Raw genomic sequence first — 16319 nt, 5'->3', positions numbered from 1 at the left:
CGTTCCGCGCGGAACCGGTGGGTTCTCGCTATCTTCGCCGATATGGAGATGACTATTCCGGTTTCGGACGGCACCATCGGCGGCTACCTCGCGGAACCCGAAGGCGAGGGACCGCACCCGGGCGTGGTGCTCATCCACGACGCGTTCGGGCTGAGCCAGGATACGAAGAACATCACCGACCGCTTCGCCACCGAGGGCTACCTCGCGCTCAGCCCGGACCTGTACTCGCGCGGCGGCATGTTCCGCTGCGTGCGGCGGGTGTTCTCGGACATGTTCGCCAACCGCGGCCGCACGTTCGACGACATCGAGGCGTCCCGCGCGCTCCTGGCCGGGCGCCCGGACTGCTCGGGCCGGATCGGCGTCGCCGGGTTCTGCATGGGCGGCGGCTTCGCGCTGGTCGCGGCGGCACGCGGGTTCGAGGCTTCCGCCCCGTACTACGGGCAGCTGCCGAAGAACCTGTCGGTACTGGACGACGCCTGCCCGGTCGTCGCCAGCTTCGGCAAGAAGGACTTCAGCCTGCGCGGCGCGGCGGCGAAGCTCGAGACGGCGCTGACCGAGCGCGGCATCCCGCACGACGTCAAGGAGTACCCGGACGCCAGCCACGGGTTCGCCAACAAGGTCGACGCGGCGGCCCCGGTGAACCTCCTGCTCAAGGTCGTCGGGTTCACCTACCACCACGAAGCGGCCGAAGACGCGTGGAGCCGAGTGACCTCTTTCTTCGGCGAACACCTGCAGCAGCCGGACCGACCTTCGCACTGAGCCGAGCGGAGCAGCGTTTTCGTCGATCGGCGGTAGTTCGTTGACCGTTGTGCCCGAATCGCCTTATGGTCTAGACCACATCGCCCGCCGATGTGCTCGTTCGTCCTCCCCTCCGGAACAACGCTGTTCCCCTTCGAGGAGCCGAAATGACCTGGAAACGAAAGCTCTTCGCGGCCGCAGCCGGTGCCTTGCTCGCCCCGGTGCTGGTTGTCGTCCTCCCCGCCACCTCCGCGAGCGCCCACGGGTACGTCTCGGACCCGCCCAGCCGGCAGGCCAACTGCGCGGCCGGAAAGGTCTCGAACTGCGGCGACATCGTCTACGAACCCCAGAGCGTCGAAGGTCCGAAGGGCCTGCGCAGCTGCAACGCCGGCCTGTCCCAGTTCGCACAGCTGGCCGACGAGTCGAAGCCGTGGCCCGCCAAGTCGGTCGGCACCTCGGTGACGTTCAACTGGGTCTTCACCGCCCGGCACTCGACGTCGAACTACGAGTACTACGTCGGCAACACGCGCGTGGCGGTGTTCAACGGCAACAACCAGCAGCCACCGTCGACGCTGTCGCACACGGTGAACCTGTCCGGGTACTCGGGCCGGGTGAAGGTGCTGGCCATCTGGAACATCGCCGACACGGCGAACGCGTTCTACAGCTGCGTCGACCTCCAGATCGGCGGGGGCGGCACCACCCCGCCCCCGACCACCACCCCGCCCCCGACGACGACCCCGCCGCCCACCACGACCCGGCCCCCGACGACCACCCCGCCCTCGGGTGGCACGTGGTCGGCGGGCACGGCGTACAAGCTCGGTGACGTCGTCACCTACGGCGGCGCGAGCTACCGCTGCATCCAGCCGCACACCGCGATCGCGGGCTGGGAGCCGCCGAACACCCCGGCGCTCTGGCAGCGTCAGTGAGGCTGCTGCCGGCCGTCGTCGCGCTGCTGCTGCTGACCGCGTGCGGCGCGACGCCGGCCACCCCGCCGTACAACGCGGCCGACGTGATGTTCCTGCAGATGCTGATCCCCCAGAACCAGCAGGGCATCGAGATCGCCCGGCTGGCCGCGGGCCGCCCGGTACCGGCGTCGCTGAAGGAACTGGCGGCGGCGATCGAGTCGACCCAGCGGACCGAGATCGACGACATGAAGACCTGGCTCCGCGCCTGGAACCAGCCCGAGACGATGGACGCGAACCCCCAGGCCCACGCCGGCCACGGCGGCATGAAGATGACGCCACCCGACCTCGTGGGAGCGCTGAAGACGGTCCCCGACGCGGAGTTCGGCCGCCGGTTCCTGGACGTGCTGACCGGTCAGCAGCAGGGTGCGGTCGAACTCGCCCGGACCGAAAACGGGACCGGCGGAGGCGTCAACGCCCTGGCCCGCGATCTCGCCCGCCGGGTCGTCGAGTCACGGACGGCCGAGGTCAAGCAGCTGCTGAACTTCAAGGTCTGACGCCTGCTGGGCCACGCAAAAGGCCTCCCCGGTCGCCCGGGGAGGCCTTTTTGGCGGTGGTCAGCGGCGCTTGGGGCGCCAGACCACCAACGCCGTCTGCTGGTTGAGCGGCACCAGGTCACGGCGGTAGGACGCGTGCGCCGCCGCCGCGGCCTGTTCCGCGGCCGCGTACGCCGCGGCCAGTTCTTCGGTCATCTCCGCGAGCCGGGCCCGCAGCGCGTCGACCTGGTTCTCCAGCTCGATGATGCGCTTGATCCCGGCCAGGTTGACGCCGTCCTCCTGCGACAGGCGCTGGACCTCGCGCAGCAGCGCGATGTCCCGCATCGAGTAGCGCCGCCCGCCACCGGCGGTGCGGCCCGGTGACACCAGGCCCTGCCGGTCGTAGGTGCGCAACGTCTGCGCGTGCATCCCGGCGAGCTGGGCCGCCACCGAGATGACGAACACCGGGGTCTCCTCGTCGCCCTCCGGGGGAATCCCGCCGAACATCCCACTCACCTGCCTTGGAGCAGATCGGTGATCTCGGGCCGGGGGTCGTGCCCGGCCATCGCCTCGGCGTACGCCTGCAGTGCCTCGCGCGCCTTGTCGTCCAGTTTGGCGGGAATCGCCGCCTGGAGGGTGACGAGCAGGTCACCCTGCGAACCGTCGCGCTTGGCGATGCCCTTGCCGCGCACGCGCAGCACCCGTCCGCTCGCGGTGCCCGGCGGCACCTTGAGCGAGACCTTGCCCTCGAGCGTCGGCACCGTGATCGTGGTGCCGAGCGCCAGTTCGGTGAAGTCCACCGGCACGGTGATCGTCAGGTCGAGCCCCTTGCGCCCGAACAGGGCGTGCGGGGCCACGTGCACCCGGACGTACAGGTCGCCCGCCTGCGCGCCACCCCGGCCCGGCTCGCCCTGACCGGCCAGCCGGATCCGCTGGTCGTCGTCGACGCCCGGCGGCACCCGGACGGTCAGCGTGCGGGTCCGCGTGCTGACGCCTTCGCCGCCGCACTCGGGGCACGGGTCGTCGATGATCGTCCCGCGGCCACGGCAGTCGCGGCACGGCTCCGAGAACGCGAACGCGCCCTGGCTGCGGCTGACCAGCCCCGAACCGGAGCAGGTCGGGCAGGTCCGCGGCGAAGTGCCTGGCCGGGCACCGTTGCCGCCGCACGTCGCACACGTCGCCGGGCTCGACAGCCGCAGCGGCAGGGTCGCGCCCTTGACCGCCTCGGTGAAGTCGATCCGGACGTCCGTCTCGACGTCGGCCCCGCGCTGCGGCCGGTTCGCCGTCGCGCCCGCCGACGCCCGGCCACGGCCGAAGATGCCGCCCAGGATGTCGCCGAGCCCGCCGAAACCGCCCTGCTGACCGGCGCCGGCCTGGCCGAAGATGTCGCCCATGTCGAAGCTGCCGGTACCGCCGCCGCCCGGGAAGTTGAACCCGCCCCCGCCGCCGAACAGCCGGCGCGCCTCGTCGTACTCCTTGCGCTTGGCCGCGTCGGACAGCACGCCGTAGGCCTCGGAGACCGCCTTGAACTTCTGCTCCGCTTGCGCGTTGCCGGAGTTCGCGTCCGGGTGGTTCTCCTTGGCCAGCTTCCGGTAGGCCTTCTTGATCTCGTCCGCGGTGGCGTCGGAGGAGACGCCCAGTTCACGGTAGAAGTCCTTACCGATCCATTCCCGTGCACTCATCGGGCGTCTCCTCCTCCCACTTGAACCGGATACTGCTTACTGCTGTCGCTCATCGACTCCGCCGTCGAGTGGCAGCTCGCCACCGACCGACGGGTCCACCGGGGCCGCACCGGGCTCGTGGTCGGTCACGCCGACCAGCGCCGCCCGCAGTACGCGGTCCCCGAACCGGTAACCGCGGCGCATGACCACGGTGACCGTCGGGCCCGCCACGTCCGGCGAGGTGTTGTGCTGCACGGCCTCGTGCACGCTCGGGTCGAAGGGCTCGCCTTCGGAGCCGAACGACTCGAGACCCGCGCGCTGCAGGCCGCTGATCAGCTTGTCGCCGACCGCCTTGAACGCCCCGGTGAGGTCACCGTGCTGCTCGGCGCGCTCGAGGTTGTCGAGCAGCGGCAGCAGGTCGTTCACCACGGTCGCCTTCGCGCCGAGCACGACCGCCTCGCGGTCACGCTCGACCCGCTTGCGGTAGTTGGCGTACTCCGCCTGCAGGCGCTGGAGGTCGGCGGTGCGCTCGGCCAGCTCCTTCTCCACGTCGGAGACGACCGACACCGCATCGTCCACAATGGAGTCGCCAAGCGAGGGGCCCGCGTGCTCCACGGGCGCGTCCTCCGGCTCCGGCGCGGCGTGGGCCGGACCGGGCGGGCGGACCTGCCCGGTCTGGGGGTCCACCCGCCGCCGATCCCGCACGACCACCGGCTCCTCGGGGCCGCGGCCCTGGTTCTCGGATTCGTCGTAGCTGTGGGTCACTTCTTCTCGTCCTCTTCGACGATCTCGGCGTCCACCACGTCATCGGCCTTGGCCTGGCCACCGGCCGCACCGGCGTCCCCGGCCGCGCCCGACGCACCGGCCGCACCGGCCGCCGCGTCGGCGTTCGCGTTGGCGTACAGGGCGGTGCCCAGCTCCTGCGAAGCCGCGTTCAGCTTCTCGATCGACTCGCGGATCTTGGTCGAGTCGGTGCCCTTCAGCGCCTCGTTGGCCTCGTCGATCGCGGACTTGACCTTGCCCTTGAGGTCCTCGGGCAGCTTGTCGTCGTTGTCCTTGACGAACTTCTCGGTCTGGTAGACCAGCGTCTCGGCCTGGTTGCGGGTCTCCGCTTCCTCGCGGCGCTTCTTGTCTTCCTCGGCGTGCGCCTCGGCGTCCTTGACCATGCGCTCGATGTCGTCCTTCGGCAGCGCCGAGCCACCGGTGATCGTCATCGACTGCTCCTTGTTCGTGCCCAGGTCCTTCGCGGTCACGTGCACGATGCCGTTGGCGTCGATGTCGAAGGTGACCTCGATCTGCGGCACGCCACGCGGGGCGGGCGGGAGACCGGTCAGCTCGAACATGCCGAGCTTCTTGTTGTGCGCGGCGATCTCGCGCTCACCCTGGAACACCTGGATCTGCACCGACGGCTGGTTGTCGTCCGCGGTGGAGAAGATCTCCGAGCGCTTGGTCGGGATCGTGGTGTTGCGCTCGATGAGCTTGGTGAACACGCCACCCTTGGTCTCGATGCCGAGCGACAGCGGGGTCACGTCCAGCAGCAGGACGTCCTTGACCTCACCCTTCAGCACACCGGCCTGCAGCGCCGCGCCGACCGCGACGACCTCGTCCGGGTTCACGCCCTTGTTCGGCTCGCGGCCGCCGGTCAGCTCCTTGACCAGCTCGGCGACCGCCGGCATGCGGGTGGAACCACCCACGAGCACGACGTGGTCGATGTCGCCGACGGAGATGCCCGCGTCCCGGATGACGTTGTTGAACGGTGCCTTGGTGCGGTCGAGCAGGTCCGAGGTGATCTTCTGGAACTCGGCGCGCGAGAGCTGCTCGTCGAGGAACAGCGGGTTCTTGTCCGCGTCCACGGTGATGTACGGCAGGTTGATGCCGGCCGAGTTCGAGCTCGACAGCTCGATCTTCGCCTTCTCCGCGGCCTCACGGATGCGCTGGAGCGCCATCTTGTCCTTGGTGAGGTCGATGCCGTTCGTGGCCTTGAACTTGTCGACCAGCCACTTGACGATGCGCTCGTCCCAGTCGTCACCACCGAGGTGGTTGTCACCGGAGGTCGCGCGGACCTCGACGACGCCCTCGCCGATCTCCAGCAGCGAGACGTCGAACGTGCCGCCACCGAGGTCGAAGACCAGGATGGTCTGCTCCTTCTCGCCCTTGTCCAGGCCGTACGCCAGCGCGGCGGCGGTCGGCTCGTTGACGATGCGGAGCACGTTCAGGCCGGCGATCTGCCCGGCTTCCTTGGTGGCCTGCCGCTGCGCGTCCTCGAAGTACGCGGGGACGGTGATCACCGCGTCGGTGATCGTCTCGCCCAGGTACGCCTCGGCGTCGCGCTTCAGCTTCATCAGCACGCGCGCGCTGATCTCCTGGGAGGTGTAGTTCTTCCCGTCGATCTCGGTCTTCCAGTCGGTGCCGATGTGCCGCTTCACGGACCGGATGGTCCGGTCGACGTTCGTCACGGCCTGGTTCTTCGCCGGCTGACCGGTCAGCACTTCACCGTTCTTGGCGAAGGCGACGATCGATGGGGTGGTCCGGGAGCCTTCCGAGTTGGCGATGACCGTCGGCTCGCCGCCCTCAAGGACGGCGACGACCGAGTTGGTCGTGCCGAGGTCGATGCCGACCGCTCGCGCCATGGTGCTTTCCTCCTGTGTAAGCCTGCTATGTTCGTGACCTGCACGTTCACCCTCGCCTTGAGCGAGGCCTTAGCAAGTTCTATCCGGGTGTCGCGCCCCTCGTCAAGCCAGACTTGAGTCGGCTGCACTCAACCTTCGTACCCAGCCTAACGAGCCGGTTCGGGTTCTTGTTCCCGGGTTCGGCGGAAGAAGGTGCCGGGACTCCCTGTGACGCCGCTCACCAGCTCATTCGCCCCGGTCAGGCCGGTGGCGGCGGAGCCGGACAGCCGCCGCGGGACCGCCTCACCGGCACACCGCCCCACGACCGGGAGTGACGCCGCTCACCAGGTAGTCCACCTCGGCCGCCCGCGCGCAGGCCGAGTTGAACAGCCCCGTGTGCCCGTCGTCGGTCCGCGTGAGCAGCACCGACCTCTCGATGCCCGCCGCCAGGCCGCGGGCCCACGCCAGGGGCGTCGCCGGGTCGTGGGCGCCGCCGACCACCAGGATCGGCGGGGCGCCGCGCACCAGGTGGGGCTGAGGTGGGTTCTTCGCCGCGACCGGCCAGCCCGTGCACCCGCTGGTCAGGTCCCAGTACTCGGAGTACCGCCAGCTGTGCGGAGCCACCGCGCGCACCAGCCCGGCCAGCACCCCCGTGTCCGCCGGCCCGGTGAACGGCGACGGGAAGTCGTGGCAGCCGATCGCGCGGTAGGCGCCGTAGATCGGAGACAGGAACTGGTTCCGCTCGGTCAGGCCCTTGGCGTCGGGGAACTCGCCACCGGCCGCGGCCAGCGCCTTCCCCAGCGCCGGCCAGTCCTCCCGCCGGTAGAGGTGGTTGTAGACGCCCGCCGAGACCTCGTCGGCCGTCGCGGGACGGCCCAGCTCGCTCGACCACACGTTGCCGCGCGCCGCCCGCGCCACGACGTCGTCGTAGAAGCGGAGGACGTCCTGGCCGTGCAGGACGCAGCCGGCCGCGCCTCGGCACCAGTCCGCGAACCGGACCAGCGCGTCCTCGGTGGCCGCGGCTTCCTCCAGGATCGCCTGACGCAGCGGCCGCGCGTGGTCGATGGCGCCGTCGAGCACCATCGTGCGCACCCGGCCGGGGTGCTTCGACGCGTAGATCGCACCCAGCTCGGTGCCGTACGAGAGGCCCAGCCAGGAGATCTTCGGCTCGCCGAGCGCGGCGCGGATCGTCTCGATGTCCTCGGCCGCGCTCTGGGTGTCGGCGTTCGCCAGCAATGGCCCGGTCCTGGCCAGGCAGTCCTGGCCCGCCGCGCGGTTGTGCGCCACCAGCGCGTCGAAAGCCGGCTTGGACGCCGGGAACCGGTCCAGTGCCGGGTCGAACAGCGTCGCCGGGTCGCACGTGATCCGCGGGGTGCTGAACCAGTCGCCGCGCGGGTCGAAGCCCACGACGTCGAACCGCTGCCGCAGGCGCGCGAGATCCGGCGAGGCCAGCCCGCCGAACTGCACGAACCCGACGCCGGAGCCCCCTGGCCCGCCCGGGTTCACCAGCAGCGAGCCGATCCGGCGGGCCGGATCGAGCGCCGGCAGCCGGGCCAGCGCGAGCCGCGCCGAACCCAGCTCCGGCCGCGTGCGGTCGATCGGCACCTCGACCGCCGAGCACTCGGCCGCCGGTTCCTGCTGCGTGGCGCACGGCGCCCACGAAAGCTCCGCCGCCTCGGCGACGGCCGGTACCGCCGCCATGACCACGCCCGCCGCGAAGACCGCGACGATCCGGCGCACGTCCATGATGTGTTTCCTCCCCCTGCACGCCGTCCTTCGGCGCACCCCATTCCTAACAGCGACCACCGACGATTCAGGAACGGCGGGAGGTCCAGGAGGAGAGGAAGAAATCGGAACTTCCTTGCCGCACAACGACTTCGGCCGGAGTACCGATCCACGAAGTCACTCGATAGTGGGAATCCGCGGTGACCGGCACCCCCTGCGCCGGAGTTTCGTTCTGCTCGCCGCGCGTGAAGCCCACGACGCCGAACATCGCGACGGCGCCCAGCAGCGCGGCAGCCAGCACGCGCCGTTCGATCTTGCCCATGTGAAAAGCCCCCGTGGTGAAGGAAAGTCAGGCCGCGCGGACCGTGACGCTGCCGCTGTCGGTGGTGAGGTCGAGCACGTGCCGGCCCGAGCCGTCGGTCGGGACGTCGATGGTCCGGTGCCCGCTGTCGCTGTTGCCCTCGACGCGGTAGGGGCCGCCCGGCACCTTCACCGAAACGCTGCCGCTGTCGGCCTTCACCTTGACGTCGTTCTCCTGGGCCAACGTGAACTCGACGCTGCCGCTGGAGGACGTCACGTCGATCGGCCCGCGCACGTCGTCGCCCTCGATGCTGCCCGAGTCGGCGTGCAGCTGGACCTCGCCCACGTTCCGCAGGTCGATCGAGCCGCTGTCCAGCCGGAGCTTCACCGCGCCGGAGACGTCTTCGACGCGGGCGTGCCCGGAGTCGGCCCGAACGTCCACACTCGACACCCCGGCGATGTCCAGCCCGCCGGAATCGACCTTGCCGGTGACGGGCACGCCCTCGGGCACGACCACTTCGTAGTCGACCGAGCAGTTGTTCCCGCAGCCGGCGAGCACGAGCTGGTCGCCTTCGACGCGGTAGAACACGCCGTCCGGCTTGCTGCGCCAGTGGTAGCTGATCTTCTCGTGCACCTTCGACGGCCCCGAGCCCGTGCGGATCTTGACCGCGCCCGAGTCGCTCTCCAGCTTCACGCTGCGGATGGTCTGCGAAACGGTGTTGGTGTTGTCGAAGTCCGAGCCCCAGCCCCAGCCGAACGCGGTCGCCAGGCCGACGCCGATCAGGACGATGCCACCCAGAGCCAGAAGCGGGCGCGCCATGGTCGTTGGTCCCCTCAGTGATGTTTCCTCTGCGTGAGAAACGTTATGGGCGGGTGGGGGCGCGGTACATGGGGGTAACCCCCCGAAAGACCCTGAGATCCCTCCCTGAGACGCGGGGGTGGCTCCAGGGGCCTAACCTGGCGCAAGTCTCGGAATTCCTTGATCAGGAGGATCCATGCCGCAAGCACCCGGCCCGTACGAGTCCCTGCCCGACGTGCCGTCGTTCACCCTCCGCAGCAACGACGTCGCCGACGGCGAAACCCTGGCCACGCCCCATTTGTCCGGCATCTTCGGTGCCGGCGGCGAGGACCGTTCGCCCCACCTGGCGTGGGAGGGCTTCCCGGCGGAGACGAAGAGCTTCGCGATCACCTGCTACGACCCGGACGCCCCCACCGGCAGCGGGTTCTGGCACTGGGCCGTGTTCAACGTCCCGGCGTCGGTGACCGAGCTGGCGTCCGGCGCGGGCGACGGCTCCGGCCTCCCCGAAGGCGCGGTGACCTTGAAGGGTGACGGTGGCGTCAAGCAGTTCCTCGGCGCGGCGCCCCCGCCCGGGCACGGCCCGCACCGCTACTACTTCGCCGTGCACGCGCTGGACGTCGACAAGCTGGACGTCCCGGAGGACGCGACGCCCGCGTTCCTCGGCTTCAACATGTTCGGCCACACCCTGGCTCGTGCGGTGATCACGCCGGTCTACGAGAACAAGGGCTGAGTTTCCCGCCGGGCCCGGCACTGTTGCGGAGCGGCAACACTGCCGGGCCCGATCTGCCGGCGGTCCACGACGGCCGTCAGCGCAGGGATTCCTGGTTGACGCCCTCGCGCTCCAGGTAGCGGCCCTTCGTGTGCTCGCCGAAGCCGAACTGCCGGTACAGCCCGTGCGCGTCGGCCGTGTGCAGCATCCAGCGGAAGCCGGCGCCGGGGCCGTTTTCGATCATCTCGCGCACGATCTCCTTGCCGAGGCCGGTGCCGCGAGCGGAGTCGACGACGAAGACGTCGGCCAGGTACGCGGACCCCACGCCGTCGGAGAAGGCGCGCGCGAAGCCGACCTGCTCGCCCCCGCGGTAGGCGCCGACGACCCGCCACGAGCCGTCGATCGCCGCCTCGACCTGCGCACGCGTGCGCCAGCGGCCCCAGTAGGCCTCGGTGGAGAGGAACTTCCACACCACTTCGAGGTCCAAGCGCGTGCGATCGTCGTCGAGTTCGTAGTCACCGAAGGTCCGCATGATCCGAAACTAAGACAGCCGTCAATGCGGTTTCAGCAGGTAGTCCACCACCGGACGCAGCTCTTCCGCCGACGGGGGCTCGTCGTCGATCAGGCCCTGGATGAGCAGCCCGTCGATGCCCGCGAGGAAGACCCGGAACGACACCTCGTCGTCGTGGCGGACCATCGACGTCAGGACGTCCAGCCAGCGCCGGGCGGCCGGGCGCAGCTCCGGCTTGCGCGCGGCCAGCAGGTACAGCTCGTACTCGGCCATCGTGCGCCCGCGCCGCGGGCCCAGCGCCTCCGCGAGCAGCCCGGCGACCTCCTCGGCGCCGCGCGAGCCGCGCGAGCGGGCCCGGTCGATCATCCAGTAGACCTCGGTCGCCATGTCGCGGGCGCACGAGATGAGCGTCGCGATCAGCAGGTCGTCCAGCGACGAGAAGTGGTACGTCGTGGACGTCGTCGGGACGCCGGCCTCGGTCGCGACGGTCCGGTGCGTCACGCCCGCGACGCCGTCGCGCTCGATGATCCGCAGCGTCGCCTCGATGATCTCCGCGCGCCGCTTCTCGCCCCGGGCCTTCCGCCCGTCCACCTGCAGTTTCACGTCGACGCACTCCCGATCTCGATCAGCACCACACCGCCGATGACCAGCGCCAGCCCGGCGATCATCGCCGCGTTGACCGGCTCCTTCAAGAACACGACGCCGACGATCGCGACCAGGGCGACCCCGGCCGCGGCCCAGATCGCGTAGGCGACGCCGATCGGCAACCCCATCTTCAGCACGTACGACAGCGCGACGAACGCGACGGCGTACCCGGCGACCACGACGATCGACGGCCCGAGCTTCGAGAAGCCCTCGGAGAGCTTCAGCGAGACCGTCGCGGAGACCTCGGCGGCGATCGCCAGCGCGAGGAGAAGGTACGCACCCATAGGGTGAAAACTACCTGAACGATCGTCCCGAAACAAAGAGCGACGTACACCACATCGGTGGGACTTAGGCCCACTCAACGGGTTACTCATCAGTAAGGACGGTTAGTCTCCCGGCACCACCACAGTTTTATCCGGACGAAAGGCACCCGAACGATGGGCGCTCTGCAACTGACGCTCGGCGGCATCTCCGTCGTGCTCGGCCTCGTCGCCTGGGGCATGTTCGCCGCGACGATCGCCCGTTTCGTGCGGGTGATCCGCCTCGGACAGCCCGACTCGACGCGCAACGGGCCGTTCCTGCCGCGCATGAAGACGCTGATCAAGGAGTTCGCCGCGCACACGCGGATGAACCGCAAGCGCAGCGTCGGGCCGGCGCACTGGCTCGTGATGTGGGGCTTCCTGCTCGGCTCGCTGGCCCTGTTCGAGGCCTACGGCGAGGTCTTCGTGCCGACCTGGGGCTGGCCGATCCTCGACGACTTCCCGCCGTTCCAGCTGCTCATGGAGCTGCTCGGGCTGGGCACGATCGTCGGCATCCTGGTGCTGATGGCGATCCGCCAGCGCAACCACCCCCGCCGCGCCGACCGCCAGTCGCGCTTCGCCGGCTCCAACTTCAAGTGGGCGTACTTCATCGAGGCCGTCGTGCTCATCGAGGGCATCGGCATCATCGGCGTCCGCGCCGCGAAGTCCGCGCTGAACACGCACGAAGGACCGCTGTGGGCGTCCTTCGTCTCCAACCCGATCGGCCAGCTGCTGCCGGCCAGCCCGAACCTGGTCACGGTGTTCGCGTTCGTCAAGCTGATGAGCGCCACGGTCTGGCTGATCGTCGTCGCGCGCACGATGACCATGGGCATCGCGTGGCACCGGTTCAGCGCGTTCTTCAACATCTACTTCAAGCGCGAGGCCGACGGCGGCGTCGCGCTGGGCGCGCTCAAGCCGATGATGAGCGGCGGCAAGGTCCTCGACCTCGAGGAAGCCGACCCGGACGAGGACACCTTCGGCGTCGGCAAGATCGAGGACTTCAGCTGGAAGGGCTGGCTGGACTTCTCCACCTGCACCGAGTGCGGCCGCTGCCAGGAGCAGTGCCCCGCGTGGAACACCGGCAAGCCGCTGTCGCCGAAGCTGGTCATCACGCAGCTGCGTGACCACGCCTACGCGAAGGCGCCGTACCTGATGGCCGGCGGCAAGCGGGACATGGCGGGCGACGAGGTCGGGCTGTCCGGCGACAACATGTACGCGGGCATCGACGTGCTCGCGATCGCCGAGTCGCAGAAGGCGCTGGTCGGCGACGACGGCGGCGTCATCGACCCCGACGTCCTGTGGTCCTGCACCAGCTGCGGTGCCTGCGTCGAGCAGTGCCCGGTCGACATCGAGCACGTCGACCACATCGTCGACATGCGCCGCTACCAGGTGATGATCGAGTCGTCGTTCCCCAGCGAGCTGAACGGCATGTTCAAGAACCTGGAGAACAAGGGCAACCCGTGGGGCCAGAACGCCAAGGACCGGCTGGCCTGGACCGAGGACCTCGACTTCGAGGTCCCGGTGTTCGACGGCGACCTCGGCGACACCGAGTACCTGTTCTGGGTCGGCTGCGCCGGCGCGTTCGAGGACCGCGCGAAGAAGACGACGCGCGCGGTCGCGGAGCTGCTGCACATGGCGGGCGTCAAGTACACCGTGCTCGGCTCGGAGGAGTCCTGCACCGGTGACCCGGCCCGCCGCGCCGGCAACGAGTTCCTGTTCCAGATGCTGGCGCAGCAGAACGTCGAGATCCTGAACTCGGTGTTCGAGGGCCGCGAGCGGAAGGCCCGCAAGGTCGTCGTGACCTGCGCGCACTGCTTCAACACCCTCGCCAACGAGTACCCGGAGCTGGGCGGCCAGTTCGACGTCGTGCACCACACGCAGCTGCTGAACCGCCTGGTGCGGGAGAAGCAGCTGGTGCCGGTGGCGCCGGTCGCCGAAGACGTCACCTACCACGACCCGTGCTACCTCGGCCGCCACAACAAGGTGTACGAGGCGCCGCGCGAGCTCGTCGGCGCGACGGGTGCGCGGCTGCGCGAGATGCCGCGGCACGGCGACAAGTCGATGTGCTGCGGCGCGGGCGGCGCGCGGATGTGGATGGAAGAGAAGATCGGCAAGCGGATCAACGTCGAGCGCGTCGACGAGGCGCTCGGCACCGCGCCGTCGAAGATCGCCACCGGCTGCCCGTTCTGCAAGGTCATGCTGAACGACGGCCTGACGGCCCGGCAGAGCGACGGCAGCGCGAGCGAGAAGGTCGAGATCGTCGACGTCGCGCAGATGCTGCTGGAGTCCGTCAAGCGCAAGCCGGAGCCGAAGCCGGTGCCGCTCGGGGCGCCGTCGCTCGCGGAGGAATGATCCCTTTTTGCGAAGGTCACCCGGCCCCGATCAGGACTTCCTGATCGGGGCCGTTCTTCGTCCGGCGCATTCACGTAGCCGAAGAACTACCGATCGTCACGGGTCCACTGCCTGCACGTTTAGCCAGTAATCGTTTTCCCGAATAATGTTCACGATATTCACTGAAATGGCCCATCAGGCCAATGACAAACGATCTCCTGAACCCTGGACAACGGGCGTATCCTGGGCTTTCCTCGCCGCCGCCGTTGCCAGCGAGGGCACCTTTGACGATCACGGAAACAGGGGGCGGCACGGATGCGCGAGGACCGGCGGACGACGACGACCGGGCGGCACGCTCTCCACACCCTCCCCGAAGAAGACCGGCTCACCGATGCCGGCCCCGTCAGCGCGGACCCCGTTCCCAGCCAGCGGACGCTCGTGCGCCCGTACGTCCTGACGCGCGGCCGCACGCAGTCGCGGCGCCACCTGGCGATCGAGGCGCTCGTCTCGACGCGGGCGGGCGCGCACTGGAACGTCGCCCGGCTGACCGGCGAGTTCCGCTCGGTCCACTCGCTCTGCCACCACCCGCGCTCGGTCGCCGAGGTCGCGGCGCGGCTCAGCGTGCCGCTCGGCGTCGCCCGCGTGCTGCTCGACGACATGGCCGAGCAGGGCCTGGTCACCATCCACGACAGCCGCGTGAGCGCCGAGGGGCGACCCGCGATGGCGCTCATGGAACGCGTGCTGCACGGCCTGCGCCGCCTCTGACCATTACGCTCACTGAGGTGAGCGAGGAATCCGGGAACTCCGGTGGCGAAAGCACTCTGACCGTCCTGCTCGCCGGTGGGGTGAACCTGGCGATCGCCGTGATGAAGCTGGTCGCGGGGATCATCACCGGCTCGGGCGCGATGCTGTCCGAAGCGGCGCACTCGGTGGCCGACACGATCACCGAGGTCCTGCTGCTGACCGCGCTGAAACGCTCGGCGCGCCCGGCCGACCGCGTCCACCCCTTCGGGTACGGCAAGGAGCGCTACTTCTGGTCGCTGCTCGCGGCCGTCTCGATCTTCGCGTCGGGCGCGATGTTCGCCCTCTACGAGGGCGTCTCGACAGTCCTCGGGCACGGCGAAGCGCAGAGCACGTCGCTGCTCAGCTACATCGTCCTGGCCGTGGCGTTCCTGCTCGAAAGCACGTCCTGGGTGCAGGCCGTGCGCCAGGTCGTCCGGGAGTCGAAGGCCGAGAACCGGTCGCTCTGGACGTACCTGCGGCTGATCGACGACCCGACGCCGAAGACCGTGCTGTTCGAGGACTCGGCCGCGCTCGTCGGCCTGCTGCTCGCCTTCGGCGGCATCGGGCTGCACCAGCTCACCGGCTCGGAGGTCTGGGACGGTGTCGCGTCGATCGCCATCGGCCTGCTGCTCGCCTGCGTCGCCTACCTGCTCGGCCGCACGAACCGCGGCCTGCTCGTAGGGCGCCAGGCCGACCCGACGCTGGTCCGCGGCGTCCGCGACCACCTGTCCGCCGCGCCGGAGATCGAGGCCGTCGTCGACCTGCAGACCATGCTGATGGGCACCGACCAGGTGCTGGTCTGCGCCCGCGTGGACTTCGACGACTCGCTCGGCGCCGCGGACCTCGAACGCGCCTGCGTCCGGCTCGCGTCGGAGCTGACCGAGTCGTTCAACGACGTCACCGAGGTGTTCATCGAACCGGTGCCGCGGTCCGATCCCGAACTGCGGGCGACGGTGCTGGCGCGCTACGGCGACATCGCGGAGCGGTGGAGCCGGCCTCAGTAACCGAAGTCCTGGACCCAGTACCAGCCCTTCGTGGTGACGCCGACGCCGATCTTCGTGAGCGTGCAGTTCAGGATGTTCGCGCGGTGGCCCTCGGAGTTCATCCAGGCGTCCATGACCTGCTCCGCCGACGTCTGCCCCTTCGCGATGTTCTCCGCGCCCGGCTTCGAGTAGCCGGCGTTCTTGATGCGCTGGTCGAACGTCGTGCCGTCGGGGCTGGTGTGGGAGAAGAAGTTCTCGGCCGCCATCTGGTCGCCGTAGTCCTGCGCGGCCTTGGTCAGGTGGGACTCCTCGGCCAGCGGCTTGCAGCCGGACTTCGCCCGCTCGTCGTTGACCAGCGAGATGACCTGGGCGGCGACCGAGGGCGCGACGCGGGCCGCGGGCTTGGTGGTCGGCGGCGGCGCTTCGGACGTCGTCGGCTGCGGGGCCGCGGAAGTCTCGGTGGGCGTGGGCTCCGCGCTGGACGTCGTCGGCGCCGGGGCCGACGACGTCGGGTCGGCCGGCTTGGTGGTCTGGACCTGGCCACCGGCGAGGTCGGTGCCCGCGCCCCCGGCGCCCGCCGGCGCGTCGGGCAGCACCAGGGCCGCGGCGCCGAGCTCGGCGGTGTTTCCTTCGGCGGTGGCCATCCAGGTGCCGGTGGCGGCGGAAAAGACGCCGAGCAGCACACTGAGTGACACCATCACCACGCGAGAACGTTCACCAATGGGGGACACGGCGCAGGAACGTATCACGGGACGATTACAGCGAGAACCCTGCGAACGCTCTGGTCA

The 16319-nt window shown here is 69.8% G+C and carries 18 protein-coding genes; 7 read left to right on the top strand and 11 right to left on the bottom strand.

Features of this window, described 5'->3' with window-relative positions; translation table 11 throughout:
• Window positions 1-42 precede the first annotated feature (42 nt).
• The 3 genes from ACH54P_RS30450 (at window position 43) to ACH54P_RS30440 (ending at window position 2197) form a co-directional block, all read left to right on the top strand.
• Entirely contained in the window at window positions 43-759 is a 717-nt protein-coding gene (locus tag ACH54P_RS30450; protein WP_489906760.1) for a dienelactone hydrolase family protein, read from the top strand.
• 146 nt (window positions 760-905) lie between these two features.
• A complete protein-coding gene (locus ACH54P_RS30445; RefSeq protein WP_489906759.1) occupies window positions 906-1664 on the top strand; it encodes a lytic polysaccharide monooxygenase in 759 nt (252 codons plus the stop codon).
• A complete protein-coding gene (locus ACH54P_RS30440; RefSeq protein ID WP_489906758.1) occupies window positions 1661-2197 on the top strand; it encodes a DUF305 domain-containing protein in 537 nt (178 codons plus the stop codon). The genes ACH54P_RS30445 and ACH54P_RS30440 overlap by 4 nt, the downstream gene beginning before the upstream one ends.
• 60 nt (window positions 2198-2257) lie before the next feature.
• On the opposite strand, the gene ACH54P_RS30435 is transcribed toward ACH54P_RS30440, so the two are convergent.
• The 7 genes from ACH54P_RS30435 to ACH54P_RS30405 all read right to left on the bottom strand — a co-directional run bounded on the left by ACH54P_RS30435 (window position 2258) and on the right by ACH54P_RS30405 (window position 9291).
• Window positions 2258-2683, bottom strand: coding sequence for a heat shock protein transcriptional repressor HspR (locus ACH54P_RS30435; protein WP_489906757.1), 426 nt, complete (start codon window positions 2681-2683; stop codon window positions 2258-2260).
• 5 nt (window positions 2684-2688) lie between these two features.
• On the bottom strand, window positions 2689-3858 hold the full coding sequence (dnaJ, locus tag ACH54P_RS30430) for a molecular chaperone DnaJ (RefSeq protein WP_489906756.1): 1170 nt from the start codon (window positions 3856-3858) through the stop codon (window positions 2689-2691).
• A 36-nt stretch (window positions 3859-3894) separates the two neighbouring features.
• Window positions 3895-4602, bottom strand: coding sequence for a nucleotide exchange factor GrpE (gene grpE / locus ACH54P_RS30425; protein ID WP_489906755.1), 708 nt, complete (start codon window positions 4600-4602; stop codon window positions 3895-3897).
• Window positions 4599-6467, bottom strand: a complete 1869-nt coding sequence (gene dnaK / locus ACH54P_RS30420) for a molecular chaperone DnaK (protein WP_489906754.1) — start codon at window positions 6465-6467, stop codon at window positions 4599-4601. The genes grpE and dnaK overlap by 4 nt, the downstream gene beginning before the upstream one ends.
• A gap of 282 nt (window positions 6468-6749) precedes the next feature.
• Window positions 6750-8192, bottom strand: a complete 1443-nt coding sequence (locus ACH54P_RS30415) for an alpha/beta hydrolase (protein WP_489906753.1) — start codon at window positions 8190-8192, stop codon at window positions 6750-6752.
• Window positions 8193-8259: 67 nt separating this feature from the next.
• Complete coding sequence (locus tag ACH54P_RS30410; RefSeq protein WP_489906752.1) at window positions 8260-8493, bottom strand: hypothetical protein; 234 nt, start codon at window positions 8491-8493, stop codon at window positions 8260-8262.
• A gap of 27 nt (window positions 8494-8520) precedes the next feature.
• Entirely contained in the window at window positions 8521-9291 is a 771-nt protein-coding gene (locus tag ACH54P_RS30405; RefSeq protein ID WP_489906751.1) for a DUF4097 family beta strand repeat-containing protein, read from the bottom strand.
• 175 nt (window positions 9292-9466) lie between these two features.
• Between ACH54P_RS30405 and ACH54P_RS30400 the strand changes: the two genes are divergently transcribed.
• A complete protein-coding gene (locus ACH54P_RS30400) occupies window positions 9467-10000 on the top strand; it encodes a YbhB/YbcL family Raf kinase inhibitor-like protein (RefSeq protein WP_489906750.1) in 534 nt (177 codons plus the stop codon).
• 76 nt (window positions 10001-10076) lie between these two features.
• On the opposite strand, the gene ACH54P_RS30395 is transcribed toward ACH54P_RS30400, so the two are convergent.
• Genes ACH54P_RS30395 through ACH54P_RS30385 form a run of 3 tightly spaced genes read right to left on the bottom strand, consistent with a single transcriptional unit; the run spans window position 10077 to window position 11419 of the window.
• Window positions 10077-10511, bottom strand: a complete 435-nt coding sequence (locus tag ACH54P_RS30395) for a GNAT family N-acetyltransferase (RefSeq protein WP_489906749.1) — start codon at window positions 10509-10511, stop codon at window positions 10077-10079.
• Window positions 10512-10532: 21 nt separating this feature from the next.
• Entirely contained in the window at window positions 10533-11093 is a 561-nt protein-coding gene (locus tag ACH54P_RS30390) for a TetR/AcrR family transcriptional regulator (RefSeq protein WP_489906748.1), read from the bottom strand.
• Entirely contained in the window at window positions 11090-11419 is a 330-nt protein-coding gene (locus tag ACH54P_RS30385; protein ID WP_086671101.1) for a DMT family transporter, read from the bottom strand. The genes ACH54P_RS30390 and ACH54P_RS30385 overlap by 4 nt, the downstream gene beginning before the upstream one ends.
• 153 nt (window positions 11420-11572) lie before the next feature.
• Here ACH54P_RS30385 and ACH54P_RS30380 point away from each other — a divergent pair, with 153 nt between their 5' ends.
• From ACH54P_RS30380 to ACH54P_RS30370, 3 genes are all read left to right on the top strand, one after another.
• Window positions 11573-13786 (top strand): (Fe-S)-binding protein, encoded by a 2214-nt coding sequence (locus ACH54P_RS30380; protein ID WP_489906747.1) that lies wholly within the window; start codon window positions 11573-11575, stop codon window positions 13784-13786.
• 294 nt (window positions 13787-14080) lie between these two features.
• Window positions 14081-14530 (top strand): DUF742 domain-containing protein, encoded by a 450-nt coding sequence (locus tag ACH54P_RS30375; RefSeq protein ID WP_489906746.1) that lies wholly within the window; start codon window positions 14081-14083, stop codon window positions 14528-14530.
• Between the two features lie 17 nt (window positions 14531-14547).
• On the top strand, window positions 14548-15552 hold the full coding sequence (locus ACH54P_RS30370; RefSeq protein ID WP_489906745.1) for a cation diffusion facilitator family transporter: 1005 nt from the start codon (window positions 14548-14550) through the stop codon (window positions 15550-15552).
• Here the strand turns inward: ACH54P_RS30370 and ACH54P_RS30365 are convergent.
• Complete coding sequence (locus ACH54P_RS30365) at window positions 15546-16235, bottom strand: CAP domain-containing protein (RefSeq protein ID WP_489906744.1); 690 nt, start codon at window positions 16233-16235, stop codon at window positions 15546-15548. The genes ACH54P_RS30370 and ACH54P_RS30365 overlap by 7 nt on opposite strands.
• Window positions 16236-16319 lie beyond the last annotated feature (84 nt).

It is taken from the genome of Amycolatopsis sp. N2S4-7 (genome assembly GCF_058119595.1).
Note: the sequence above shows the minus strand (reverse complement) of the source record. Positions and strands in the feature narration are given on the sequence as shown.

Coding starts and splice junctions, on each gene's coding strand:
- ACH54P_RS30445 (WP_489906759.1), top strand. CDS start 906: ATGACCTGGAAACGAAAGCTCTTCGCGGCCGCAGCCGGTGCCTTGCTC.
- ACH54P_RS30380 (WP_489906747.1), top strand. CDS start 11,573: ATGGGCGCTCTGCAACTGACGCTCGGCGGCATCTCCGTCGTGCTCGGC.
- ACH54P_RS30400 (WP_489906750.1), top strand. CDS start 9,467: ATGCCGCAAGCACCCGGCCCGTACGAGTCCCTGCCCGACGTGCCGTCG.
- ACH54P_RS30395 (WP_489906749.1), bottom strand. CDS start 10,511: ATGCGGACCTTCGGTGACTACGAACTCGACGACGATCGCACGCGCTTG.
- ACH54P_RS30415 (WP_489906753.1), bottom strand. CDS start 8,192: ATGGACGTGCGCCGGATCGTCGCGGTCTTCGCGGCGGGCGTGGTCATG.
- ACH54P_RS30375 (WP_489906746.1), top strand. CDS start 14,081: ATGCGCGAGGACCGGCGGACGACGACGACCGGGCGGCACGCTCTCCAC.
- dnaJ (WP_489906756.1), bottom strand. CDS start 3,858: ATGAGTGCACGGGAATGGATCGGTAAGGACTTCTACCGTGAACTGGGC.
- ACH54P_RS30450 (WP_489906760.1), top strand. CDS start 43: ATGGAGATGACTATTCCGGTTTCGGACGGCACCATCGGCGGCTACCTC.
- ACH54P_RS30435 (WP_489906757.1), bottom strand. CDS start 2,683: ATGTTCGGCGGGATTCCCCCGGAGGGCGACGAGGAGACCCCGGTGTTC.
- ACH54P_RS30405 (WP_489906751.1), bottom strand. CDS start 9,291: ATGGCGCGCCCGCTTCTGGCTCTGGGTGGCATCGTCCTGATCGGCGTC.
- ACH54P_RS30385 (WP_086671101.1), bottom strand. CDS start 11,419: ATGGGTGCGTACCTTCTCCTCGCGCTGGCGATCGCCGCCGAGGTCTCC.
- dnaK (WP_489906754.1), bottom strand. CDS start 6,467: ATGGCGCGAGCGGTCGGCATCGACCTCGGCACGACCAACTCGGTCGTC.
- ACH54P_RS30410 (WP_489906752.1), bottom strand. CDS start 8,493: ATGGGCAAGATCGAACGGCGCGTGCTGGCTGCCGCGCTGCTGGGCGCC.